The 25,327-nt window shown below is 67.1% G+C and carries 21 protein-coding genes; 16 read left to right on the top strand and 5 right to left on the bottom strand.

Features of this window, described 5'->3' with window-relative positions; translation table 11 throughout:
* From KDH83_RS09685 to KDH83_RS09650, 8 genes are all read left to right on the top strand, one after another.
* On the top strand, window positions 1-751 hold a 751-nt coding region (locus tag KDH83_RS09685; RefSeq protein WP_249204981.1), incomplete at its 5' end, for an amidase family protein.
* Between the two features lie 80 nt (window positions 752-831).
* Window positions 832-1,737 carry a LysR family transcriptional regulator gene (locus KDH83_RS09680; protein ID WP_212314837.1) on the top strand — a complete coding sequence of 302 codons (906 nt, stop codon included), beginning with the start codon at window positions 832-834 and terminating at the stop codon, window positions 1,735-1,737.
* A 107-nt stretch (window positions 1,738-1,844) separates the two neighbouring features.
* On the top strand, window positions 1,845-2,651 hold the full coding sequence (locus KDH83_RS09675; protein ID WP_212314835.1) for a putative hydro-lyase: 807 nt from the start codon (window positions 1,845-1,847) through the stop codon (window positions 2,649-2,651).
* Window positions 2,652-2,875: 224 nt separating this feature from the next.
* Complete coding sequence (locus KDH83_RS09670) at window positions 2,876-4,126, top strand: ABC transporter substrate-binding protein (protein WP_212314833.1); 1,251 nt, start codon at window positions 2,876-2,878, stop codon at window positions 4,124-4,126.
* Between the two features lie 54 nt (window positions 4,127-4,180).
* On the top strand, window positions 4,181-5,032 hold the full coding sequence (locus KDH83_RS09665; RefSeq protein WP_212314831.1) for a branched-chain amino acid ABC transporter permease: 852 nt from the start codon (window positions 4,181-4,183) through the stop codon (window positions 5,030-5,032).
* Window positions 5,033-5,039: 7 nt separating this feature from the next.
* Window positions 5,040-6,017: a branched-chain amino acid ABC transporter permease gene (locus KDH83_RS09660; RefSeq protein WP_249204980.1), complete on the top strand. Its 978-nt coding sequence runs from the start codon at window positions 5,040-5,042 to the stop codon at window positions 6,015-6,017.
* Window positions 5,998-6,720, top strand: a complete 723-nt coding sequence (locus KDH83_RS09655; protein WP_212314826.1) for an ABC transporter ATP-binding protein — start codon at window positions 5,998-6,000, stop codon at window positions 6,718-6,720. Before KDH83_RS09660 ends, KDH83_RS09655 begins: the two co-directional genes overlap by 20 nt.
* A gap of 4 nt (window positions 6,721-6,724) precedes the next feature.
* Window positions 6,725-7,432 (top strand): ABC transporter ATP-binding protein, encoded by a 708-nt coding sequence (locus tag KDH83_RS09650; RefSeq protein WP_212314846.1) that lies wholly within the window; start codon window positions 6,725-6,727, stop codon window positions 7,430-7,432.
* 152 nt (window positions 7,433-7,584) lie between these two features.
* On the opposite strand, the gene KDH83_RS09645 is transcribed toward KDH83_RS09650, so the two are convergent.
* The 4 genes from KDH83_RS09645 to KDH83_RS09630 form a co-directional block, all read right to left on the bottom strand.
* Window positions 7,585-8,661 (bottom strand): porin, encoded by a 1,077-nt coding sequence (locus tag KDH83_RS09645; protein ID WP_212314823.1) that lies wholly within the window; start codon window positions 8,659-8,661, stop codon window positions 7,585-7,587.
* A 330-nt stretch (window positions 8,662-8,991) separates the two neighbouring features.
* The gene (locus KDH83_RS09640) at window positions 8,992-10,293 is read right to left on the bottom strand and encodes a TRAP transporter large permease subunit (protein ID WP_212314821.1); all 1,302 of its coding nucleotides are present in this window, start codon (window positions 10,291-10,293) and stop codon (window positions 8,992-8,994) included.
* Window positions 10,286-10,786, bottom strand: a complete 501-nt coding sequence (locus KDH83_RS09635; RefSeq protein WP_212314819.1) for a TRAP transporter small permease — start codon at window positions 10,784-10,786, stop codon at window positions 10,286-10,288. Before KDH83_RS09635 ends, KDH83_RS09640 begins: the two co-directional genes overlap by 8 nt.
* Window positions 10,787-10,793: 7 nt before the next feature.
* Window positions 10,794-11,768 (bottom strand): TRAP transporter substrate-binding protein, encoded by a 975-nt coding sequence (locus tag KDH83_RS09630; protein ID WP_212314817.1) that lies wholly within the window; start codon window positions 11,766-11,768, stop codon window positions 10,794-10,796.
* A 342-nt stretch (window positions 11,769-12,110) separates the two neighbouring features.
* On the opposite strand from KDH83_RS09630, the gene nudC reads away from it, so the two are divergent.
* The 5 genes from nudC to KDH83_RS09600 all read left to right on the top strand — a co-directional run bounded on the left by nudC (window position 12,111) and on the right by KDH83_RS09600 (window position 21,585).
* The gene (nudC, locus tag KDH83_RS09625) at window positions 12,111-12,878 is read left to right on the top strand and encodes an NAD(+) diphosphatase (RefSeq protein WP_212314815.1); all 768 of its coding nucleotides are present in this window, start codon (window positions 12,111-12,113) and stop codon (window positions 12,876-12,878) included.
* 131 nt (window positions 12,879-13,009) lie between these two features.
* The gene (locus tag KDH83_RS09620; protein ID WP_103274551.1) at window positions 13,010-13,519 is read left to right on the top strand and encodes a winged helix DNA-binding protein; all 510 of its coding nucleotides are present in this window, start codon (window positions 13,010-13,012) and stop codon (window positions 13,517-13,519) included.
* Between the two features lie 100 nt (window positions 13,520-13,619).
* Window positions 13,620-17,243, top strand: coding sequence for a hydantoinase B/oxoprolinase family protein (locus tag KDH83_RS09615; protein ID WP_212314812.1), 3,624 nt, complete (start codon window positions 13,620-13,622; stop codon window positions 17,241-17,243).
* 224 nt (window positions 17,244-17,467) lie between these two features.
* On the top strand, window positions 17,468-19,012 hold the full coding sequence (locus KDH83_RS09605; RefSeq protein WP_349291612.1) for a sigma-70 family RNA polymerase sigma factor: 1,545 nt from the start codon (window positions 17,468-17,470) through the stop codon (window positions 19,010-19,012).
* Window positions 19,013-19,128: 116 nt separating this feature from the next.
* The gene (locus KDH83_RS09600; protein ID WP_212314808.1) at window positions 19,129-21,585 is read left to right on the top strand and encodes a TonB-dependent siderophore receptor; all 2,457 of its coding nucleotides are present in this window, start codon (window positions 19,129-19,131) and stop codon (window positions 21,583-21,585) included.
* A 34-nt stretch (window positions 21,586-21,619) separates the two neighbouring features.
* Here KDH83_RS09600 and KDH83_RS09595 read toward each other — a convergent pair whose 3' ends face one another.
* Window positions 21,620-22,654 (bottom strand): C45 family peptidase, encoded by a 1,035-nt coding sequence (locus tag KDH83_RS09595; protein WP_212314807.1) that lies wholly within the window; start codon window positions 22,652-22,654, stop codon window positions 21,620-21,622.
* A 172-nt stretch (window positions 22,655-22,826) separates the two neighbouring features.
* Between KDH83_RS09595 and glnH the strand changes: the two genes are divergently transcribed.
* From glnH to glnQ, 3 genes are all read left to right on the top strand, one after another.
* Window positions 22,827-23,573, top strand: a complete 747-nt coding sequence (glnH, locus tag KDH83_RS09590) for a glutamine ABC transporter substrate-binding protein GlnH (protein ID WP_212314805.1) — start codon at window positions 22,827-22,829, stop codon at window positions 23,571-23,573.
* A gap of 167 nt (window positions 23,574-23,740) precedes the next feature.
* Window positions 23,741-24,397 carry a glutamine ABC transporter permease GlnP gene (glnP, locus tag KDH83_RS09585; protein WP_103274547.1) on the top strand — a complete coding sequence of 219 codons (657 nt, stop codon included), beginning with the start codon at window positions 23,741-23,743 and terminating at the stop codon, window positions 24,395-24,397.
* On the top strand, window positions 24,394-25,122 hold the full coding sequence (gene glnQ / locus KDH83_RS09580) for a glutamine ABC transporter ATP-binding protein GlnQ (RefSeq protein WP_103274546.1): 729 nt from the start codon (window positions 24,394-24,396) through the stop codon (window positions 25,120-25,122). Before glnP ends, glnQ begins: the two co-directional genes overlap by 4 nt.
* Window positions 25,123-25,327: the final 205 nt, after the last annotated feature.

Raw genomic sequence — 25,327 nt, 5'->3', positions numbered from 1 at the left:
CATGGCAGGCGTGCTGCCGCTGTCGGCCAACCTGGATTCCATCGGCCCCATCGCCGCCAGCGTGCGCTGCTGCGCCGAGCTGGACGCCATTCTGTCGGGCGACAACGAGCCGGCGCCCGCGCCGCTGCCGCTGCGCGGCCTGCGGCTGGCAGTGCCGGTCACGCTGGCGCTGGACGCCATGGACAAGCACGTGGCCGACGCCTTCGCGCGCGCGGTGGCGCGGCTGGCCGAGGCCGGCGCGCTGATCGACGAAATCGAGGTGCCGGAATTCGCGGAGCTGGCCGCCATCAATTCGAAGGGCGGTTTCACCGCTGCGGAGGCCTGGGCCTGGCACCGCGACCTGATCGCCCGCGCCGGCAAGCGCTATGACCCGCGCGTGGTGTCCCGCATCATGCGCGGCAAGGACATGAGCGCCGCCGACTACCTGGACCTGCTCGACGCCCGCGAAGCCTGGGTGGCGGGCGTGGACCAGCGCATCGCCGGCTATGACGCGCTGATCCTGCCGACCTCGCCCATCGTCGCGCCCGCGGTGGCCGACCTGGCGGCATCGGACGAGGCCTATTACGCGGCCAACGGCCTGATCCTGCGCAATCCCACGCTGATCAATTTCCTGGATGGCTGCGCCCTGTCGCTGCCGTGCCAGGCGCCCGGCACCGCGCCGGTGGGCCTGATGATCGCCGGCGGCAACGGCGCCGACCGCCGCATCCTGGGCATCGGCCTGTCGGTCGAGGATCTGCTGGCCGTTCGCTGACCGCGAATCACGGCGCGGGCCTTGGGCGCGCGCCGTGCCGGCGCTAAGATGGCGGCTGTACCAGCCGGGGTCCGGACCCGATGATCGACCTGCGCAACATCGAGACGTTTTTCTGGGTGGCCACGCTGGGCGGCTTTCGCGCCGCCGCGGAGAAGCTCAGCGCCACCCAGCCCGCGATTTCCCAGCGCATCGCCTCGCTCGAATCGGACCTGGGCGTGCGCCTGTTCGACCGCGACGTGCGCGGCATCAAGCTCACCGCCAAGGGGCGCGAACTGCTGTCCCACGCCGAGCGCATGCTGCAGATGCGGCGCGACATGCAGGAGGCCGCGCGCGCCAAGAGCGTGATGAGCGGCATGCTCAGGCTGGGCGTGTCCGAAACCATCGTCCATACCTGGCTGCCCAGGCTCATGGAGCACCTGCATGACGCCTATCCCGGGCTGATGGTGGAGATCCAGGTCGACACGACCACGGTGCTCAAGGCGCAGCTGGCCTCGCGCCAGATCGACCTGGCTTTCTTGCTCGGACCGATGGAAGAGCCCAGGGTCGAGAACCTGTACCTGTGCAACTATCCGCTCAGCTGGGTGGCCAGCCCCAAGCTCAAGGTCGGCCGCCAGCCGATCTCGCTCAAGCGCCTGGCCGAGTGGCCGGTGATCACCTATCCCTCCACCACCGATCCGCACCGCGCGGCGCGGCAGATGCTGCTGCAGGCCGGCGTGGAGTCGCCGCGCATGTATGGCAGCTCGGCGCTGAGCGTGATCGTGCGCATGGCGCTGGACGGCATCGGCACGGCGCTGATCGCGCCGGTGATCCTGCGCCGCGAGCTGGCGCAGGGCGAGCTGCGGATCCTGGACGTGAAGGATGGCGACGTGCCGCCGCTGCACTACACCGCCTGCTGGATGCAGGGGCCGGACAGCCAGGTGCCGCGCACCGTGGCCGAGGCGGCGCAGCAGATTGCGCGCGAGGAAGCGCAGCGCCATCCGGCATAACCCTGATAAGGATTTCTGATCGGGGTCTATCGCAACATGTGATTAGACGGCCGTGGCAAGTTCCGGTGCAATGCTCCCCATACCAGACAAGATTCAAGGGGATCAACATGAACGCAATCACCGTAGCGCGCGACAGCGTCGCGCTGGCCCGCCAGGCGCGGCTCGACGCCCGCAGCGGCCGGCTCACCGGCCCTACCGCCAACCTGGCGCCCGGCCATGTGCAGGCCAATCTGGCGATCCTGCCGCGAGCGCTGGCCGCCGACTTCCTGCATTTCTGCCAGCGCAATCCCAAGCCTTGTCCCTTGCTGGCCATGTCCGAGCCGGGCGACCCCTCGCTGCCGGAACTGGGGCAGGACATCGACATCCGCAGCGACATCCCGCGCTATCGCGTCTGGAAGCATGGCGAGCTGGTGGCCGAGCCCACCGACGTGCGCGACTGGTGGCGCGACGACCTGGTGTCCTTCCTGATCGGCTGCTCCTTCTCGTTCGAGGAAGCGATGCTGGACAACGGCCTGCCCGTGCGCCACATCCAGCAGGGCTGCAACGTGCCCATGTACCGGACCAATGTGCCCACGCATCGGGCGGGCGTGTTCGGCGGCCCGCTGGTCGTGTCCATGCGCCCGCTGAAGGCGGCGGACGCGATCCGCGCCATCCAGGTCACGTCGCGCTTTCCGTCGGTGCACGGGGCGCCGGTGCATCTGGGGGATCCGTCCCTGATCGGTATCGCCGATATAGCCAAGCCCGACTATGGCGACGCGGTCGAGATCCTGCCCGACGAGATCCCTGTGTTCTGGGCTTGCGGCGTGACCCCGCAGTCCGTGGTGGCGTCTGTGAAGCCGGAATTCTGCATCACGCATGCGCCGGGCCACATGCTGGTCACGGATCTGGTCAACAGCCAGATGGCGATACTTTGATATCTGAGCATAAGCCCCGCTAGCCAGCGGCGGCCTTAAGCGCTATTTTTGTTTTGCCTCCATAACGATCCATCACAGGACAAGGGGAAAAGGCGACAACGAACGAGTGCCGGCATCTTCCGCGATCGCGGAGGAGGGCGTCTTGCCGCCGGACGAAACGTACCCAGGCGGGGCGTCCGGCCCCGTCCATGTTCAGCCATCAGGCTTATTCCGGGAGTTCAGTAATGAAGATGAAGCTCATTGCGGGTGTGGTCGCAAGTCTGGCCCTGTTGTCCGCCGTGCCGGCCTCGGCGCAGCAGAAGACCGTACGCATCGGCGCGATCTATCCGCTGTCCGGCGCGCTGGCGTCCACCGGCGCCGAGATCAAGGCCGCGGTCGAACTGGCCGTGGAGATCGTCAATAATCCGCATCCCGAACTGGAAGGCATTCCGCTGGCTGCCGGCAGCGGCTTGCCGGCATTGGGCGGGGCCAAGATCGAAGTGGTGTTCGGCGATTCCCAGGGCAAGCCGGAGGTCGGGCTGGCCGACGCCCAGCGCCTGATCGACCAGGAAAAGGTGGTGGCCCTGACCGGCGCCTATCAGTCCGCCGTGACCAAGACCGCCAGCCGCATCGCCGAGCAGCGCGGCATTCCCTACCTGAACGGCGAGTCCAGCAGCCCGGACCTGACCGAGCGCGGCTACAAGTGGTTCTTCCGCACCTCGCCCAACGATGACACCTTCATCGAGAACATGATGCAGTTCCTGGACGGCGTGAAGGCCGTCCCGACCACCAAGATCGCCGTGGTGTACGAAAACACGGACTTCGGCGTGAACACCTACAAGGCGGTCGAGAAGTTCGCCAAGCAATACAAGCGCGAGGTCGTGGCCAATATCGCCTACAGCGCCGGTTCGGCCTCGGTCACGGCCGAGGTGCAGAAACTGTCGGCGGCCAAGCCCGACGTGGCGATCTTCGCCAGCTACACGTCCGACGCCATGCTGTTCGTGCGCACCATGCGCGAGAGCAAGTACGCGCCGCCGGTGCTGCTGGCCAACGACGCCGGCTTCATCGATTCGCGCTTCGTGCAGGAAGTCGGACCGCAGGTGCAGGGCGTGCTGTCGCGCGATGTCTGGGGCAACGACGTGGCCGCGGCCAAGGCGGGGCTCAAGAAGATCAACGACATGTACAAGGCCAAGACCGGCAAGGACCTGAACGGCAACAACGCGCGTTCCATGCAGGGCGTGCTGGTGCTGGCCGATGCCATCAACCGGGCCGGCTCCACCGATCCCGAGGCGATCCGCAAGGCGCTGGCCGCGACCGATCTGGGCGAATCGCAGGTGGCCATGCCCTGGGACGGCGTGAAGTTCGACGCCAAGGGGCAGAACCCCAAGGGCGCCGGCCTGATCCTGGAGCTGAAGGGCGCGGGCTACCAGACCGTGTGGCCGGACAAGTACCGCACGGACAAGAGCCTGCCCACGCTGCCGTTCAGCTGGAAATAAGCCGCATCACTTGAAAGCAGCGGCGGGCCGTGGCGCCCGCCGCAGGAGTCCCTCATGTTCGAAGCTCTCTCGGCAGGCCTGTTCAACGGCCTGATCTATGCCGCGGTGGCGGTGGGGCTGGCGCTGATCTGGGGCATCACCGACGTCATCAATTTCGCCCACGGCGAATTTCTGATGCTCGGCATGTATGCCGCCTATTGGCTCTTCACCCTCGGCCATATCGATCCCACGATGTCCGCGCCGCTGGTCGCCATCGCGCTGGCCTTCGTCGGCTTCATGACCTACGCGCTCATCATCCGGCGGCTGCAGAAGGGGCCGGCCATGGCCATCATCCTGGCCACCTTCGGCCTGGGACTGGTGCTGCGCCAGCTGGCCTTCATCGCCTTCAGCCCCGACTATCGCAGCCTGCCTGACACGCTGGTGTCCGGCAGCGTGTCGCTGGCCGGCGTCTCGCTGGGCCGTCCGCAAGTTATCACCGGACTGGTGGCGCTGCTGCTCGTGGCCGTGCTGTTCATCCTCGTCTATCGCACGCGCTGGGGCCACGCCCTGCAGGCGGTGGCGGAAGACCGCCAGGTGGCGGCGCTGGTCGGCATCTCGCCGGATCGCGTCAACGCCCAGGTCTGGATGCTGGGCAGCGCCGCGGTCGGCGTGGCCGGCGCGCTGCTGACCACGTTCTTCTATGTGTTTCCCTCGGTGGGCACGGTGTTCGGCCTGCTGGCCTTCGTGGCGGTGTGCATGGGCGGGTTCGGCTCCCTGCCGGGCGCCTTCATCGCCGGCATCCTGATCGGGATCATCGAGGCCATGACGGGCTACTTCGTCGCGCCGGCCTTGAAGACGGTGAGCGTGTTCATCCTGTTCATCCTGGTTCTCTGGTATCGGCCCAAGGGCCTGTTCGGACGGTGGTGAGATGGCGATGAACAAACCTGCTGATATTTCCACCTCGCCGAAATGGCCCTTGGCGGTGGCCGCGCTGCTGGCGGTCGGCCTGGCCCTGGTGCCCGCCGTGGTCACCGATTCCTTCACGCTGCAGGTGCTGCTGCTGGCGATCATGTTCGGCGCGCTGGGCGCGTGCTGGAACCTGGTCGGCGGCTTCCTGGGGCGGATCTCCTTCGGCCATGCCGTGTTCGTGGGCGTGGGCGGCTATACCACCTTGCTGCTGCTGCATCACCTGAAGCTCACGCCGCTGCTGGGCATCCCGCTGGGCGGGCTGATCAGCGCGGGCCTGGCCTGGCTGGTGGGCGGGCCGACGCTGCGCCTGTCGGGCCACTACTTCGCCATGGCCACCATCGCGCTGCTCCAGATCGGCCTGCTGCTGATGATCAACTGGGACTGGGCGGGCGGCGCCGTGGGGCTGGAGGCCCCGATCGGCGACGCCGCCTGGATGCTGCTGTTCCGCAGCAAGGTGCCGTACTACTGGATCGCCGTGGGCCTGGCTTTCCTGACGTTCTGCGCCACGTACTTCCTGGTGCATTCGAAGACCGGCTTCTACTGGCGCGCCATCAACGGCGACGAGGCCGCCGCGCGCAGCCTGGGCGTGGCCGCCGACCGCTACAAGATGCTGGCCTTCGTGCTGTCGGCCGGCATGACGGGCGTCTGGGGCGGTTTCTTCGCCATGTACGTGGGCTTCATCGATCCGGAGTCCATGTTCAGCCTGACCATGTCGGTGCAGGTGGTGCTGGTGACGATCCTGGGCGGCGTGGGCACGCTGCTGGGGCCCTGGCTGGGCGCGGCGGTGCTGCTGCCGCTGTCGGAAGGCACGCGGGTGCTGTGGGGCAGCTCGGGCTTGGGCCTGGACCTGCTGATTTTCGGGCTGGCCATTCTGCTGGTCACCATGTTCCTGCCCGGTGGCCTGATTACGTTGAGGAAGCGCCATGGCTCTGCTGGACGTTGAGAATCTGACCAAGCGCTTCGGCGGACTGGTGGCCAACAAGGACATCTCGCTGTCGGTGCAGGCCGGCGAGATCGTCGCCATCATCGGGCCGAACGGCGCGGGCAAGAGCACCTTGTTCAACGGCCTGGTCGGCCATCACGAGCCCACGTCGGGCAAGGTGGTGTTCGACGGCCAGTCCATGGTCGGCAAGCGCCCCGAGCAGGTGGCGGCGATGGGGCTGGTGCGCACGTACCAGATCCCGCGCAGCTTCGGCCAGATGACGGTGCTGGAGAATGCCATGGTGGGCGCCTTGCTGCGTCATCCCCGGCTGCCGGACGCGCGCCGCGAATCCATGAAGGTGCTGGAGCAGGTGGGGCTGGCGGACCGCGCCGGCGTCAGGGCCGCCGAGCTGAACGTGGCCGGCCAGAAGCGCGTGGAGCTGGCGCGGGCGCTGGCCACCGAGCCGCGCATGCTGCTGCTGGACGAGGTCGCCGGCGGCCTGAATCCGGCCGAGGCCATCGCGCTGGCCGAGATCCTGCGCGGCATCCATGCGGCGGGGGTCACGCTGATCATCGTCGAGCACGTGCTGGAAGTGGTGATGCGGCTGGCGCAGCGCGTGCTGGTGCTGAATTTCGGACAGATGATCGCCCAGGGCGCGCCGCAGGACATCGTGCGCGACCCGGCCGTCATCGAAGCCTATCTGGGGAGGAAGCACCGTGCATGAGGCGATGCTGAAGATCGAGAACCTGAGCGTGTCCTACGGCGGCGTGCAGGCGGTGCGGGATATATCCTTGGAAGTGCGCCCCGGCGAGATCGCCGCGCTGCTTGGCGCCAACGGCGCCGGCAAGTCCAGCACGCTGCTGGCCACCGTGGGCTCGGTGAAGCCCAAGGCCGGCCGCGTCATCTTCGAAGGGCGGGACATCACGGGCACGCCGCCCGACCGGCTGGTGACGCAGGGGATCGCCATGATTCCCGAGGGCGCGCGCGTGTTCGCGCGCCAGCCGGTGGAGCAGAACCTGCGGCTGGGCGCCTACACGGTGCGCGACGAGGGCGTCTACCGCGAACGGCTGGAGCAGGTCTATGGCCTGTTTCCGCGCCTGAAGGAACGGCGCGAGCAGATGGCCGGCACCATGTCGGGCGGCGAGCGCCAGATGTTGGCCATCGGCCGCGCGCTGATGAGCGGCCCCAGGCTGCTGCTGATCGACGAGCCCAGCCTGGGCCTGTCGCCGCTGCTGGTCGAGCAGGTGTTCGACGCGCTGGCCGCGCTCAATCGCGACCATGGCCTGTCGGTGCTGCTGGTCGAGCAGAACATGACGCAGGCGCTGGAGGTGGCGGCGCGCGCCTACGTGATGCAGAGCGGGCGGGTGGCGCTGTCCGGTTCGGCGGCGGAGCTGGCGGCGTCGGACGAGGTGCGCAAGGCGTATCTGGGCATGTGAGGGCGGGGCGGCGCGAGCCGCCTTGCGGTCCGGCTTGCCGTTCATCGGGCGCGTGACGGGATGGCGTCAGGGCAAAGAAAAACCCCACCGCGCGAGCGGTGGGGTTTTCTTCTTCATGCGGCCGGGGGCGGGCCTTGAATCGTGGTTGACGATCAGAAGATGTGGCGGATGCCGAGGCCGCCGCCGACCTGACTGGTGCGGCCGGAGATATCGCCGGTGGAGGCGTCGCGGACCTTGTTGTAGTCCACGGTGCCGTACACCTGGGTGCGCTTGGACAGCGCGTACTCGGCAACGGCGATCAGGGCGTAGCGCTTGCCCTTGTCGCCGTCGACCACGACGTTCTTGGCCTGGTCATAGTAGGCGGCGCCGGTGATGGTCCAGCGCGGAGTGGCCTGCCAGCTGGCGCCCAGGAAGTAGCCGTTGTCCTTGCGATCCAGGGTGCTGGCCGGGTCCACAGCGCGGCCCATGACGGCGTTGGTCCAGTTCGTCTGGTCCTTGCCGTTGAAATAGCCGGCGAAGACCTTGACGACTTCGAACTGATACGAGGCGCTGAGATTCCATACCTGCTGGCGCCTGTCGGAATCGCCACCGTCAAAGGTCTTCTGGAAGGCTCCACCCAGGCCGAGTTGGCCGATCGTGTAGCGCAGGCTAATGCCCATTTGCTGGCCAGCCTTGCGGTCCGACCACTTGTCGCCATTGGACCATTGGCCAATCACAGCCAGGTCTCCCAGAGTGTTCGCATAGCGGAAAGCATTATCCGCGCGGACGCGACCCATTGCAGCGGGCAACCACGAGTTCTCCGCGTAGTTACCGACCGTCAGCGGATCGAAGTAGTCCGCCATCAGGTCCTGGATAACGGTGTTCTGCAGGCCCATCGTGAGCGCGCCGATCTTGCCACCGTCCAGGCCGACGTAGGCCAGGCGGTTGAAGGTCTTGCTGGAATTGGTGGACTTGCCGTTCTGCACATCGAAGCCTTGCTCCAGGCGGAAGAAGGCGCGGTTGCCGTCGCCCAGGTCTTCCGAGCCACGCAGGCCCCAGCGGCTGTTGGAAATGGCGCCGTTGGACATCGAGAGGCGGCTGCCGTCTGCGCCGGTTCCGCCGTCGCTGGTATTGACGTAGCGGATGCTGACGTCGGCGATGCCGTACAGGGTCACGCTGGTTTCGGCGGCTGCGGTGCCGGCAGCCATGCCCAGGCCTGCGGCGGCGAGAGTGAGGGTGATGCGTTTCACGAAGACTTCTCCTTGTCGTTTCTGTTATGTAGAGAGCCGGGCTTGTGACTCGGCATGTTGCGTCTGGCTGATCGTCAGGCGCTGGGCCCATGCACCGACGCTGGGATGAGCGCGGGTCCGGAGCAGGGGTCCAAGGGGCTTGAGCGCGCCATCGTGGTGCAACCTCTAGCGCCCTGGAATTCTAAAAAGGTTACGAACGGTATGGGCGGATTAATCTTTTCGCGTTTTCCCTGGGTTTACAGGATTTGAAAAAATGACATTACGCGGACAATCGGGTAATTGTTCAAAAAAAACCCTGCAGCTAGTGCAGGGTTTTTGAGCGACCGAGGATCAGAGCGTCATGTGCTGGGGCAGCCACGTCGCTATGCCGGGCAGCACGTACAGCAGCAGCACGGCCAGGATCATCAGGAAGAACATCGGCAGCGAGGCGCGCGCGATATAGGGCAGCTCGCGCCCGCTCATGCCGGACAGCACGAACAGGTTGAAACCCACCGGCGGCGTGATCTGTGCCATTTCCACCACGAAAACGATGAAGATGCCGAACCAGATCAGGTCGATGCCGGCCGCCTGCACCGTGGGCAGCAGCACGCCCATGGTCAGCACCACGATGGAAATGCCGTCCAGGAAGCAGCCCAGGATGATGAAGAACACCATGAGCGCCATGATCAGCCCGAACTGCGACAGGCCCAGTCCGCCGATCCATTCGGCCAGCGCGCGCGGCAGGCCGATGTAGCCCATGGCCAGCGTGAGGAACTGCGCGCCCGCCAGGATCAGCGCGATCATGCAGTACAGCCGGGTGGCGCCCAGCAGCGATTGCATGAAGGTTGATCGATTCAGCGAGCCCTGCAGCGCCGAGAGGATCAGCGCGCCCACCACGCCCACGGCCGCCGCCTCGGTGGCGGTGGCGATGCCGCTGTAGATCGAGCCCAGCACCGCGCCGATCAGCAGCATGACCGGAATCAGGTGGCGCGAACGCGACAGCTTCTCGCGGAACGTCAGTCCCGGATCGGCCGCCGGCACTTCACCGGGATTGCGGATCGCCCACCAGGCGATGTAGCCCATGAACAACAGCGCCAGCAGGATGCCCGGCACGATGCCGGCGATGAACAGCTTGGCGATGGACACGTCCGCCGCCACGCCGTAGACGATCATGATGATCGAGGGCGGGATCAGGAGGCCCAGCGTGCCGGCGCCCGACAGCGTGCCCAGGATCTTGGATTCCGGGTAGCCGCGGCGCGTGAGTTCGGGGATGGTCATCTTGCCGACGGTGGCGCAGGTGGCCGCCGACGAGCCCGAGACCGCCGCGAAGATCGCGCAGCCAATCACGTTGGTGTGCAGCAGCCGGCCGGGCAGCCGGTTCAGCCAGGGCGCGAGCCCCTTGAACAGGTCTTCCGACAGGCGGGTGCGGAACAGGATCTCGCCCATCCACAGGAACAGGGGCAGGGCGGTGAGGGTCCAGCTGGACGCGGCGCCCCAGATCGTGACGGCCATGGCGTCGCCGGCCGGGCGGCTGGAGAAGATCTCCATGCCGATCCAGGCGGTGCCGGCCAGGGTCAGGCCGACCCAGACGCCGCAGCCCAGCAGCGCGAAGATCGAGACGACCAGCAGGGTGATGACGAGGAGTTCATTCATGGGTTTGCTGCGAAGTAGCGGCGGCGATGCCGCGCGAGCGCCGGACCAGCTCGTCGAGCAGGGCGACCAGGAACAGGACCGTGCCCACGGCCATGCTGATCTGGGGAATCCAGAGCGGCGTGGCGTCGTTGGACGTGGAGACGTCGTTGAATTGCCAGGAGTCGTAGGTCAGCTTGATGCTGAAGAACGCGAACGCGGCGGCCAGCAGGCAGCCCACGGCCAGCGCGAAGATGTCCAGGCGACGACTGCCGGCGGGCGACAGCGAGTTCAGGAGCAGCGTGACGCGGATGTGTTCGCCGTGCTTGAAGGTGCTGGCCAGCGCCAGGAAACCGGCCGCGGCCATGAAGTAGCCGGCATAGGCATCCGTGCCGGGGATGTTCAGGCTGAGCTGGCGCGCGATGATGGCGGCCAGCACCGAGACCAGCACGCCGACGGTGCACAGGCCGGCCAGCAGGCCGGCCGCGCCGTATAGAGAGTCCAGAAAGCGGCGCATGGCGATATCACTGCTTCCGGTAGCCGTCGATCATGGCCTGGCCGTCGGCGCCGGCCTTCTTGAGCCAGTCATCCAGCATGCGCTTGCCGATCACGGACAGGCCTTCCTTCAGCTCGACCGTGGGCTTGACGGTTTCCATGCCGTTCTTGGCCAACTCTTCCTGGTACCACTTGTTCTTTTCCTGCGACAGCTTCCAGCCGCGTTCCTCGGCCTGCGCGCCGGCCTTCTTCAGCGCGTCCTGCGTGGCGGGGTCGAGCGCGTCGAACGCCTTCTTGTTGACGATGACCGCGTTCTTCGGCAGCCAGGCCTGGGTGTCGTAGAACTTCTTGATGTATTCGTAGGTCTTGGTGTCGTAGCCGGTGGAGGCCGAGGACATGTAGGAATCGATCACGCCGGTGGCCATGGCCTGGGCCAGTTCGGCCTGCTGCACCGTGACGGGCTGGGCGCCGACCAGTTCGGCGATCTTGGCCGTCACCGGGCTGTAGGCGCGCCACTTCAGGCCCTTCATGTCGGAGATCTGCTTGATGTCCTTGTTGGCGAAGATGCCCTGGGGCGGCCAGGCCACCGCGTACAGCAGCGTCATGCCTTGCGAGTTGAGCTTCTTTTCCAGGAACGGCTTCTGCGCCTGGTAGAGCTTGAACGAGGCTTCGTAGCCGGTGGCCAGGAAGGGCAGGCCGTCCAGCTCGTACAGCGGGTCTTCGTTGGCGAAGTTGGTCAAGAGGATCTCGCCGATCTGGGCCTGGTTGCCTTGCACCGCGCGCTTGATCTCGGGTGCCTTGTACAGCGAGGCGTTGTTGTGCAGCGTGATCTTCAGCTTGCCGCCAGACAGGCTATCCACGTCCTTGACGAAGTTGGTCAGGTTCTCGACGTGGAAGTTGCTCGCGGGGTAGGCGCTGGGCAGGTCCCACTTGGTCTGGGCCTGCGCGCCCGCGCTGAATGCCAGGACGATGCTGCCGGCCAGCAGCGAGATTTTCTTGTGCATGGGGTGGTCCTTCTGTGCGGTGATATAGACGGGGCGGAGCCCGGTAGACATGGCGGAAAAGAGCCGGGCGCGGATGACGCGCCGCTGAAAAGCGCAATCATTCTATGTTGCCGGCCGGTCACGGCGAGCAGGCAAATGTTGAATTTACGGGTTATTCCTAGGCGTTGTGGCGCGCGCCCGCGCATGAATCCAACACATGGTCCGTAATGCGCGGCCGACATCGCGCGTGCTTGCGGTCCTGGCAAAGTGTCCGGCGCGCGAATCATGCATGCGATTGGCATCGAAGCTTGCTTGCCAAGTGAATAAAATTCCAGCATCCGCTATGCCATACAGGGGCCTGGAGTGAACTTCGTTTTTCGCCGTGATGAATTGCTGGTCGTGGAAGAGACCGGCGTATTGCCCGACGCGCAGGTGTGCGCGGGCCTGGGCCTGCCGCCGCAGGCGTTGCAACCTGTATGGCTGGATCCCGGCGCGCCGCAGCGCGCCGCGCACGTGGAGCCCGATATCGAAGCGCCGCAAGGCTACGCGTTCCGCAAGCTGCGCGGCCTGTTCGGCGTGTTGGACGATCACGGCATGGCCCAGGCCGGTCGCGCCTACCAGATCGCAGAATGGGCGCGCACGCACCGCTATTGCGGCGCCTGCGGCACGCCGGCGGAGCGCGTGGCGGGCGAGTTCTGCCTGCGCTGCCCGGCCTGTGGCCATAGCGCCTATCCGCGCATCTCGCCGGCCATGATGGTGCTGGTGCGGCACGGCGACGGCATCCTGCTGGCGCGGCATGCCGGGCGCATCTCGGCGATCTATACCGCGCTGGCCGGCTTCGTCGAGCCGGGCGAGAGCATCGAGCAGACCGTGCACCGCGAGGTCTACGAGGAAGTGGGCCTTAAGGTCGGCAACCTGCGCTACTTCGGCAGCCAGTCCTGGCCCTTCCCGAATTCGCTGATGATCGCCTACACGGCCGACTACGTGTCCGGCGAGATCCGCGTGCAAGAGGACGAGATCCTCGAGGCGCGCTGGTTCGGTCCCGGCGATCCCATGCCCGAGATCGCGGGGCGCGTGTCCATCGCGGGCGCGCTGATCCGCGCCCACATGCCGCAGGGCTGGGCCGGCTAGTCGCAAGACGGCATTTTTTCTAGGGGTATTCCCTTGAAAGGGGCGTTTCCGCTCGCGCCCTAGTTATTTTTTATTGATGAAATGTAGATAAATTATTAGTATTTTGAGGACATGAACTCCGCCAGCCAGCCATGACCTCAACCTTGATCGCCGCCTCCGCCCATCTGGCTGGGGGCAGTTCGCCCGATCTGTCCGAAGTCGAATTCGGCCTGATGATCGCCGGCCACGCGTTCGACCGATGGATCGTGCGCTGCATGGCGGCGGCCGGGCTGCCGGACCTGACGCGCACCGACGTGATGGTCTTTCACCACGTGTATCACCGGCAGCGGCCGAAGAAGCTGGCCGATATCTGCTTCACGCTCAACGTCGAGGACACGCACATCGTCAGCTACGCGCTGAAGAAGCTCGAGCGCCTGGGCATGGTGCAGGGCGAGCGCGCCAGCAAGGAAGTGTTCTACAGCGTCACCGAGGAAGGTTCGACGGTGCTCAAGCGCTACGCGGAAATCCGCGAGCAGTGCCTGACCTCCGGCCTGAACGGCCCGGGCGGCGGCGGGCTGGAGTTCAGTCGCCAGCTCGCGCACACGCTGCGCGCGCTGTCCGGCCTGTACGACCAGGCCGCGCGCGCCGCGACTTCCCTCTGATCCCGATCACCCGAATACGGCGCGGAGCCCGCTCCGCCGCCTGCAGCATCCGTCGGCACCGCGCCACGGCAATTTTTCTGTTTTCAAGGACTACCTGATCATGAAGTGGCAATTCTGGATTGACCGTGGGGGCACGTTCACCGACATCGTGGCGCGTCGTCCCGACGGCAGCACCACGACCGCGAAGATGCTGTCGGAAAACCCCGAGCAGTACCGCGACGCCGCCGTGGCGGGCATCCGTAAGCTGCTGGGCATCGCGCCGGGCCAGCCCGTGCCGACCGAGCAGGTCGAGTGCGTGAAGATGGGCACCACGGTGGCCACCAACGCGCTGCTGGAGCGCAAGGGCGAGCGCACGCTGCTGGTGACCACCAAGGGTTTCCGCGACGGGCTGCGCATCGCCTATCAGAACCGTCCGCGCCTGTTCGACCGCAACGTCGTGCTGCCGGAAATGCTCTATGAGTCCGTGGTCGAGGCCGACGAGCGCATGGACGCCGAGGGCAAGCTGGTGCGCGGGCTGGACGAGGACGGACTGCGCGCGGCGATGCGCGCCGCCCATGACAGCGGCATCCGCGCGGTCGCCATCGTGTTCATGCACGCCTGGAAGGCGCCCGAGCACGAGCAGCGCGCCGCCCGCATCGCCCGCGAGCTGGGCTTCACGCAGGTATCGGCCTCGCACGAAGTCAGCCCGCTGATCAAGTACGTGTCGCGCGGCGACACCACCGTGGTGGACGCCTATCTGTCGCCCATCCTCAAGCGCTACGTCGACCAGGTGGCCGGCGAGCTGCCCGGCATCCGCCTGATGTTCATGCAGTCCAGCGGCGGCCTGACTGACGCGCACCGCTTCCGTGGCAAGGACGCCATCCTGTCCGGCCCGGCCGGCGGCATCGTCGGCATGGTGCGCACCAGCGAACAGGCCGGCTTCCCCAAGGTGATCGGCTTCGACATGGGCGGCACGTCCACCGACGTGTCGCACTACGCCGGCGAATTCGAGCGCGAGTTCGAGACCCAGGTGGCCGGCGTGCGCATGCGCGCGCCCATGATGAGCATCCACACGGTGGCGGCCGGCGGCGGCTCCATCCTGCATTTCGATGGCGCGCGCCTGCGCGTCGGCCCCGATTCGGCCGGCGCCAATCCCGGCCCCGCCTGCTATCGCCGTGGCGGCCCGCTGGCGGTGACCGACTGCAACGTGCTGCTGGGCAAGATCCAGCCCGACTTCTTCCCCAAGGTGTTCGGCCCCGAGGCCAATGAGCCGCTGGACCGCGATGCCGTGGTGGCGCGCTTCACGGCCATGGCCGACGAGGTGCGCGCGGCCACCGGGCGCGAGATGACGCCCGAGCAGCTGGCCGAAGGCTTCCTGGAAATCGCCGTCGGCAACATGGCCGAGGCCATCAAGCGCATTTCGGTGCAGCGCGGCCACGACGTGACCGAGTACGCGCTGACCACGTTCGGCGGCGCCGGCGGGCAACATGCCTGCCTGGTGGCCGACGCCCTGGGCATGACCACGGTCTTCGCGCACCCGCTGGGCGGCGTGCTGTCGGCCTATGGCATGGGCCTGGCCGACCAGACCGACATGCGCCAGAAAACCGTCGAGCAGGTGCTGGACGCGGCGCTGATGCAGGCGCTGGCTGGCGAGCTGGACGAATTGGCGGGCCAGGCCGTGGGCGAACTGCGGCGCCAGCACGTGGCCGAGTCCGACATTTCCGTGCAGCGCCGCCTGCACCTGAAGTACCAGGGCACCGACACCTCGCTCGAAGTGCCGTTCGCCACGCTGGAGCAGGCGCGCCAGGATTTCGAGGCGGCCTATCGCCTGCGCTACTCCTTCCTGATGCCCGACCGGGCGCTGGTGGTCGAGACCATCTCGGTCGAGGCCACCGGCGGCGGCGAGCGCGTGGACGGCGCCTCGGTCGCGCAGACCCGTGACGCCGCGCTGGCGCCCAGCCGCCAGGTCCGCATGTACAGCGGCGGCGCCTGGCGCGACGTGCCGCTCTATGTGCGCGAGGCGCTGGCGGGCGGCGACAAGGTCGCCGGCCCGGCCATCATCTCCGAGCCGAACCAGACCACGGGGGTGGAAGCCGGCTGGCAGGCCGAGCTGACCGGGCAGGACAACATCGTGCTGCGCCGCGTCGAGGCGCGCCCCGAGCGCCGCGCCATCGGCACCCAGGCCGATCCGGTCATGCTGGAGGTCTTCAACAACCTCTTCATGTCCATCGCCGAGCAGATGGGCTACCGCCTGCAGAACACCGCGTACTCGGTGAACATCAAGGAGCGCCTGGACTTCTCCTGCGCGATCTTCGATGCCCAGGCCCGTCTGATCGCCAACGCGCCCCACATGCCCGTGCACCTGGGCTCCATGGGCGAGTCGGTGCGCACCGTGATGAACGCCAACCGCGGCCGCATGATGCCGGGCGACGCCTACGTGGTGAACGATCCGTACCATGGCGGCACGCACCTGCCCGACGTGACGGTCATCACCCCGGTGTTCGATCGCGGCGGCAAGGACATCCTGTTCTACGTCGGCTCGCGCGGCCACCACGCCGACATCGGCGGGACCACGCCGGGCTCGATGCCGCCGGATTCGCGCACGGTCGAGGACGAAGGCGTGCTCTTCACCAATTTCCAGTTGGTCAAGAACGGCGAGCTGCGCGAGCAGGCCGCCCGCGACATCCTTGGCTCGGGCCGCTGGCCGGCGCGCAATCCGGACCAGAACATCGCCGACATGCGCGCGCAGATCGCCGCCAACGAAAAGGGCGTGCAGGAACTGCTGCGCATGTGCGATCACTTCGGCCTGGACGTGGTGCGCGCTTACATGGGGCACGTGCAGGACAACGCCGAGGAAGCGGTGCGCCGCGTGATCTCGGTGCTGAAGAACGGCCGCTACGAGTACCCGCTGGACAACGGCGCGGTGATCAAGGTGGAAGTGCGGGTGGACAACGCGGCGCGCAGCGCCGTGGTGGACTTCACCGGCACCTCGCCGCAACTGGAGAACAACTTCAACGCGCCGGGCGCCATCGCCGTGGCCGCGGTGCTGTATGTGTTCCGCACCCTGGTCAACGACGACATCCCGTTGAACGACGGCTGCCTGGTGCCGCTGTCCATCGTGCTGCCGGAAGGCTCCATGCTCAGGCCCAACTCGCCGGCCTCGGTGGTGGCGGGCAACGTGGAAACGTCCATGTGCATCGTCAACGCGCTGTACGGCGCGCTGGGCGTGCTGGCCTCCAGCCAGGGCACGATGAACAACTTCACCTTCGGCAACGCGCGCCACCAGTACTACGAGACCATCTCGGGCGGCACCGGAGCCGGTCCGGTTCGCATCGACGCGGCCGGTCCTCGGGACGAGGGTTTCGCCGGCACTTCGGTGGTACAGGCGCACATGACCAACTCGCGCCTGACCGATCCGGAAGTGCTGGAGTTCCGTTTCCCGGTGCGCCTGGAGTCGTACGAGATCCGTCACGGCTCGGGCGGCGGCGGGCGCTATCCGGGCGGCGACGGCGGCGTGCGCCGCATGCGCTTCCTGGAAGACATGACGGCCGCGATCCTGTCGAACAACCGCCTGCACGCGCCGTTCGGCCTGTCGGGCGGCCAGCCGGGCGCCATGGGCCGCAACTATGTCGAGCGGGCCGACGGCACGGTGCAGCCGCTGGGTCCGCAGGACAGCGCCCAGCTGCGTCCGGGCGATGTGTTCGTGGTGGAAACGCCGGGAGGCGGCGGCTACGGCGCGCTGTAACTTCCATGGCAGCGCGGAATGGCGGCTTGTAGCCGCCATTCCGCGCGCGGCGGGCCGGGGCGGGGCGCAAGTCCGGCCCCCGGTTCGCGGCGGCATGCAGGCCGGGCTTGATGCCCGGCTTTTGCATGCTGGCGGGCGCGGTGGCGTATGAGATATGATAAGAATAATTCTCATAATCACTGACGCGGTTTGCTCCAGGACCGATGCGCAGTGGGGGGCGTGCCGTGTCGACTACCGAATTCGCAGTACCGCAACAGAGCATCGAGGGGATGTACACCGACCATGGCGGCTGGCTGAAAGGCTGGCTCCGGCGCAAGCTCGGTGATTCCTGCTCCGCCGCGGATCTGGCGCACGATACCTTCGTGCGCCTGCTGGCCAAGGACGCCTTGCCCGAGATCCGCGAGCCGCGCGCGCTGCTCACCACGATCGCGCAGGGCCTGGTGCTGAACCTGCGGCGGCGCCAGCGCCTGGAGCAGGCCTACCTGGAGGCGCTGGCTCGGTTGCCCGAGCCGCAGGCGCCTTCGCCCGAGACGCGCGTCATCCTGCTTGAAACCCTGCTGGAAATCGATCGCCTGCTGGATGGCCTGCCCCGGGCCGTGCGGCAGGCTTTCCTGCTGTCGCAACTGGAAGGCAGGCGCCAGGCCGATATCGCGGTCGAGCTGGGATTGTCGGTGCCCACGGTCAAGCGCTATGTGGCCAGGGCGCTGGCCCAGTGCTGCTTCGCCTTACGCCGCCGCGTTCCGCCCAGACTACGCGACGCTGCTCCGAACATGGATCTCTCCGCCCCGATCGCTCCGGAAGTGAGGCATCAGGCCGCCCAGTGGCTGGTCGAGCTGCAGGCAGATGACGTGGACGACGATACGCGGCGACGCTGGCAGGCATGGCGCCAGGCCGATCCCGAGCACGAGCGCGCGTGGCTGCGCGTCGAATCCTTCCGAGCCCGCCTGCAGGCGCTGCCCGGGCCGCTGGCCACGGCGGCGCTGGCCGTTCCGGCGTCCGGCGGCCGTCGCCGGCTGGTCAAGGCGCTGGCGCTGGCCATCTTCGCGGGCGGCGGCGCCTCCGTGCTGGACGAACAGCGCACCTGGCGGCGCTGGACGGCCGACAGCCGCACCGGCACGGGAGAGCGGGCGGAACGGCTCCTGCCGGACGGCACGCGGGTGACGCTCAATGCCGGCACGGCGATCGACCTGCGCTATTCCGCGAGCGAGCGCGTGCTGCGGCTGGTCAGCGGCGAGATCCTGGTCACGACCGCGCCGGATCCGCAGGGGCAGGGCGCGCGTCCGTTCATCGTGCAGACCGGGCAGGGCCGATTACGCGCGCTGGGCACGCGTTTTTCGGTGCGTGACCTGGATGGCCGCGGCGGCGCCACGGCGCGTATCGCCGTGTTTGAGGGCGCCGTGGAAATGACGCCGGCGCATGGCGGCGTGCCCGTGATCCTGCACGCGGGGCAGCAGGGCACGCTGATGCGCGACCAGGCCAGGGTTTCCGGCCCGGTCGGCGAGGACGCGGCGGCCTGGACCCAGGGCATGATCGTGGCGCAGGACATGCCGCTGCCGGCCTTCCTGGCCGAACTGGGCCGCTACCGCCCGGGCCGCCTGGATTGGGACGAGGGCGTGGCCCACCTGACGGTCACCGGCACCTATCCCACGGCCAACACCGATCGCGTGCTGGAAATCCTGCTCTATACGCTGCCGATCGAGCTGAGCTACCTGACCCGCTATTGGGTGACGGTCAAGCCTGGCGCCGGCGGCGATCATGGCGGCGGCTGAGGCGTAGCCTCCCATGAACGGCATATGTTTCCAGGCTGATCCCTTTTCGCGATTCGCGGGGCATGGAAGGTAAGGCAATCACGCTCACCTTCATTCTTGTTCCGAGGAAATACCCCATGGGTTCCAGCCGCCCGTCACCGACCGCCTCCATTCCCGCCGTCCGGCGCCTGCGCCGGGGCGCCATTGCTTGCGTCGCGGCTCATGGCCTGCTGCTCGGTGGCGCCGGCATCCCGCCGCTGTTGTACGCGCCGGCGGCGCAGGCGCAGCCCGCCGACGAGCCGCGCTTCTATGACATCCCGCCCGGTCCCTTGACGGCCGCGCTCAACCGCTATGGCCGCGAATCGGGGTTGATGCTGTCTTTTTCCACCGAGCAGACCGGCAGCCTGCAAAGCCCGGGCATCAATGGCCGCTACGCGGCGCGGGATGGCCTGCGCGCGCTGCTGGCCGGCACCGGGCTGGAGGCGGTGGCGCGGCCTGGCGGCGGCTATGGGCTCAGGTCGGCGCCCGGCGCGGGCGATGCGCAGATGCTGCCGGCCATCGAGGTCGCCGGCGCCTACGGCGAGACCGCCACCGGCCCGTTCACGGGCTATGCCGCGACGCGCAGCGCCACCGGCACCAAGACCGACACGCCCTTGATCGAGACGCCGCAATCGATCAGCGTGGTGGGGGCCGAGGAAATCGAGATCCTCAAGCCGCAGAATCTGCAGGACGCGCTGGGCTATGTGGCCGGCGTCAGCCGTTCCGAGGGCCTGGACCGGACCTCGGACACGCTGAACGTGCGGGGCTTCCAGCTCGACGGCAACGGCAACCAGTACCGCGACGGCACCAAGTACACGGTCAACATTTTCAATGGCCAGCAGGAGCCCTACGGACTGGAACGCATCGAGCTGCTCAAGGGCGCGTCGTCGGTGCTGTACGGCTCGGCCGCGCCCGGCGGCATCATCAACACCGTCAGCAAGCGCCCCACGGCCACGCCGCTGCGCGAGCTGAACGTCGAGACGGGCAGCTTCCGGCGCAAGCAGCTGTCCGGCGACTTCGGCGGTCCGATGGATGAGCAGGGCGCATGGTCGTACCGGCTGACCTTCCTGGGCCGCGACAGCGACACCTTCGTCGATCATGTGCCGGACCGCCGCGCATACGTCGCGCCGGCGCTGGCGTGGCGCCCCAGCGCCGCCACGTCCCTGACGCTGCTGGCCGACTACCAGCATGACCGGACCGGCTATGTGTATGGCCTGCCGGAAAGCGGCACCATCCTGCCCAACCCCAATGGCCGCATTCCGCGCGGACGCTTTACCGGGGAACCCGGCTACGACAGGTTCGTGCTGGATCGCTATTCGGTCGGCTACCTGTTCGAGCACGCTTTCAATGATCGGCTGAAACTGCGCAACAGCCTGCGCTACATGAACGCGCGCAACGAGTATCGCTCGATCTGGATCAGCGGTTTGCAGGACGACGGGCGCACTACCGAGTACCGGGGCGCCGCGCCGCGCTGGGACCGCTCATCGGGCGTGGTCTCGGATACCTCGCTGCAATACCTGGTCAGCACCGGTCCCGTGGAGCACACCCTGCTGGCCGGCATCGACTATTCATTGGCGAAGCACGAATCGGAACGCTATCAGCGCTCGGTGGCCAACATCGACCTCTACGATCCGGTCTATGGCAATCCGATTGGCGGCGTCGTCACGCGAAATCCCTTTTCCTGGAAGAGCAATACGAAGCGCCTGGGCCTCTACGCGCAGGACCAGATGAAGATCGCCGGCAAGTGGGTGCTGCTGCTGGGCGGGCGGCACGATTCCGTGCGCTATGACGCCAGCGACTACTTCACGGGCGCCAAGACCGCCGACGGCGAGAAGAGCAGCGCCTTCACGGGCCGGGCGGGGTTGGTGTACCTGACCGACAACGGGCTGGCGCCGTTCCTCAGCTACAGCGAATCGTTCGAGCCCACCGAGGGCGTGGACAGGCTGGGCGGCCGTTTCAAGCCGACCACCGGCCAGCAGTATGAAGCCGGCCTGCGCTATCAGCCGCCAGGTTCCAATACGCTGGTCTCGGCCTCGGTCTATCAGCTGACGCGCAAGAACGTGTCGGTGTCCGATCCGAACGATCCCACGCGATCCTTCATGATCCAGGCAGGCGAGGTCCGTTCGCGCGGCTTCGAACTGGAGGCGCGTTCGGCTTTGGGGCGCAACGCCAACCTCATCCTGGCGTATGCCTATACGGATGCCCGGACCACGCGGGCCAGCCCGCTGGAGCCCGAGCAGGTCGGACGCCGGTCGGCAGGGGTACCGTACAACCAGTTGTCGGTATGGGGTGATTACAGCTTTGGCAGCTTTGGCCTGCCGGGCCTGAAGGTGGGCGCCGGCATGCGCTACGTGGGCAGCGCCCGCAGCCAGGCCAATAACGACATTCCGGCGTTCACCCTGTTCGATGCGATGGTCAGCTATGCGACGGGGCCGTGGCGCTTCGCGCTCAATGCCACCAATCTCACCGACAGGACCTACATCGGCAGTTGCACCTACGGCTGCTTCTACGGCGAACCGAGACGGATCATCGGCACGGCCAGCTATCGTTGGTAGGGCGAGGCGGGCGCGGCAAGCCGCGCCGGCCTGCTCAGTCGGGATCGTTCATCACGTCCAGCGCGATGTCCGCGCGCGGCTTGCGGTCGTACACGCGCAGCGTGACTTCGCCGTCGCGGATTTCGAACACGGCGGTGGCCAGCGTGTTTTCGCCGTCCGGGTCGTCGCGGTCCGTGCGCAGGATCGGCAATTCGCCCTCGGTGTCGTGCAGCGCGGCCAGCAACTCGGCGCCGCCGGTCGCGGGCGACCAGCTGTCGACGATGCCTTCGATGCGGTGCTGGCGCGCGCGGGACGAGTCGGTGACGACCTGCGGCAGGGCGGCGGTGTCGGCGTGGATCATGTGGTTGGCATGGCCGTAGCGCGCGCCGATCTCCTGTATCGAGACATCGCCGGGCAGCACTTCCACGCTGAACAGCCTGGCATCCTGGGCCGAGCCCAGCGTGTGATGAAAGCCGCCGGCGCAGGGCGTGGCGCGCAGCAGTTGCACGGCCTCTTCCAGCGTGGCGCAGTCCAGCGCCGCGCGCGCCAGGAACATGCGCGGCACGCCTTCATGCCGTTGGCGCGCGCGCAGGTTGTTGATGGTCTGGACCAGTCCGGCGCGGTTGGCGCCGAAGGTATGGCCCGGCAGCGAGCCGGGGTAGTAGAAGCCGAGATAGCCGGGCGCGTCATCCAGCGCCACGTCCACCAGATGGCAGCGGCCATACAGATAGGGGTCGCCATCTTCGTTGTGGCCGATCCAGCGCGCGCCATCCGCCGACTTCAGGGCCGCCGAGGTGCAGCCGTCGGTGGTCTTGTGCAGCAGGTCGCCGCGACAGTTCCACAGGAGCGCGTCGGCCAGCGGCATGTCCAGGCCCTCGGCCAGTCCTTCGAATTCCTCCCATACGGCTGGCAGCGCCGCCTTGGCCTGCGCCGCCAGCGCGTCCAGGTAGGGATGCCCGCGCCACGGGCGCAGCGTTTCCCAGGTCTCGCTCTGGTCCAGGTAGGCGGACATCAGCGGGCGCGCCAGCTTGCCCAGCGCCTGTCCAACCTGCCGGCGCGTGCCGGCGATGCGTACATGCTTGTATGGCATGGGGGATTCTCCGGGGTGTCATGCGGATTGTAATTTTTCTAAGCTCTGGCGGGTGGGGACGGATGCGTTAAGATCGCCAATGCGTTGTGCCGGCGATCCCGGCGCTGCCCCAGGAATCATGCCCCGACGACAAACCCGGGGGGCCTCGAGCGTCCCCCAAGAGGAGAGTTACATGATCAAACGCAAGTTCGCCGCCGCGCTGGTCGGCCTGTCCGTAGCCATGTTCGGCGCCGCCTCGTCGGCCCAGGCCAAGGAACTGGTCGTGGCCACCGACACCGCTTTCGTGCCGTTCGAGTTCAAGCAGGGCAATACCTATACCGGCTTCGATGTGGACCTGTGGGCGGCCATCGCCAAGGAGCTCAAGCTTCAGTACAAGCTCCAGCCCATGGACTTCAACGGCATCATCCCGGGCCTGCAGACCAAGAACATCGATGTGGCGCTGGCCGGCATCACCATCCGCGACGATCGCAAGAAGGTCATCGACTTCTCCGATCCCTACTACGAAAGCGGCCTGGCCATCCTGGTCGGCGACAAGAACACCGACATCAAGGACGCCAAGTCCCTGGCCGGCAAGTCCGTCGCCGTCAAGACCGGCACCGCCACGGTGGACTTCCTGAAAGCCCAGGTGCCTGACGCCAAGCTGAAGCTGTTCCCCAACATCGACAACGCCTATCTCGAGCTGGCCACGGGCCGCGTCGACGCCGCCGTGCATGACACGCCCAACGTGCAGTACTACGCCAACACCGCCGGCAAGGGCCGCGTGAAGGTGGTGGGCTCGGTCAAGAGCGGCGACTTCTACGGCATCGCCTTCCCCAAGGGCAGCGATCTGGTCCCGCAGGTGAACAAGGCGCTGGCCACGCTCAAGGCCAACGGCGAGTACGACGCCATCTACACCAAGTGGTTTGGCAAGAAGCCCTGAGCATTGCCGCGTTTGGCTTTTCGGTAGTTCGGGGTTGCCCGGCAGCGGTTCGATCCGGTCGTTTCCTGCGGGACGGCCGGATCCGGCGAAGGGCGGCTCCAGGCCGCCCGGCGCCGGCCGGCATCCCCGCCTGGTAGCGGCGCGCATGGGCGCCTGAGGGGGAAATCGTGGAATTCGACTGGTCAGTCATCCGGGACGCGCTGCCCAACCTGCTCGAAGGGACCTTGATGACCGTCAAGATCACCTTCTGGGGCTTGTTCGGCGGGTTCCTGCTCGGCGCGCTTTCCGGCGTGGTCCGGGCCTACGGGCATCCCATCCTGTCCGGCATCGCCCAGGTGTACGTCGCCGTCATCCGCGGCACGCCCATCGTGGTGCAGGTGATGTTCATCTATTTCGCCTTGCCCATCATGGCTGGAATCCGGGTGGACGCGGAATGGGCGGCCATCGTCACGCTGATGATCAATTCGGGCGCCTATATCTCCGAGATCGTGCGGGGATCGCTGCTGTCCGTGCACAAGGGCCTGAAGGAAGCCGGGCAGGCCATGGGGCTGCCGTTCCACAAGATCCTGCTGCACATCATCGGGCCGGTGGCGTTCCGCCGCATGATCCCGCCGCTGGGCAACCAGTGCATCATCAGTCTGAAGGACTCCTCGCTCTTCATCGTGATCGGCGTGGCGGAACTGACGCGGCAGGGCCAGGAAATCATGGCCGCCAACTTCCGCGCGGTCGAGATCTGGTCCGCGGTGGCCATCGTCTACCTGATCCTGACCGGTGCGATGGCGCTGGGCCTGCGCCTGCTGGAAAAGAGGATGCGCATACTATGAGCATGGTTGAATTCCACAACGTCACCAAGCGTTTCGGCGAGTCCTTGGTGCTGAACGACATTTCGCTGAACATCGACGCGGGCGAGGTCGTTGTGGTGGTCGGGCCGTCGGGCTCGGGCAAGTCCACCTTCCTGCGTTGCATCAACGTGCTGGAGACCATCAACGGCGGCGACCTGCTGGTCGACGGCCTGAGCGTGAAGGGCGACGCGGCCCAGGTGCGCGAGATCCGGCGCGAGGCCGGCATGGTGTTCCAGCAGTTCAACCTGTTCCCGCAGATGACGGCGCTGGAGAACGTCATGTTCGGGCCTGTCCACACGCGCGGCATGGGCCGGGACGAATCGCGCAAGCTGGCCCAGGAACTGCTGGGCAAGGTCGGCCTGGCCGAACGCATGAACCACTATCCGTCGGAGTTGTCGGGCGGCCAGCAGCAACGGGTGGCCATCGCCCGCGCGCTGGCGATCAAGCCCAAGCTGATGCTGTTCGACGAGCCGACCTCGGCGCTGGATCCGGAGCTGCGGCACGAAGTGCTGAAGGTCATGAAGGACCTGGCCGAGGAGGGCATGACGATGGTGGTCGTGACCCACGAGATGGAATTCGCCCGCAAGGTCGGCAGCCGGCTGATCTTCATCGACGGCGGCAAGGTGGCCCATGACGGCCCGCCCACGGAACTGCTGGGCAATCCGCCCAGCCAGCGCCTGCGGGATTTCCTGCAGCACGTGGCCTGAGCATTGCTGCCGACGCCGGCCTGCGCCGGCGGCTGCGCACCCGAAAGAGCGGACATCGTCCGCTCTTTTTCATTAAGGCCCTCGCATGAAGGGCGGTTCCGTCCGTCCTCTCGGGCTGTTCCTTCTGGCTGTCCTTGACGGCTCGCGATCCGGGGCGTCGGGTTGCGCGCGCCTGCCCGTTTATTTTTGAATCGTATGTTTCATG

Origin of the sequence: Achromobacter sp. Marseille-Q0513 (assembly GCF_018195695.1) — a bacterium.
GTDB lineage: Bacteria > Pseudomonadota > Gammaproteobacteria > Burkholderiales > Burkholderiaceae_B > Achromobacter.
Note: the sequence above shows the minus strand (reverse complement) of the source record. Positions and strands in the feature narration are given on the sequence as shown.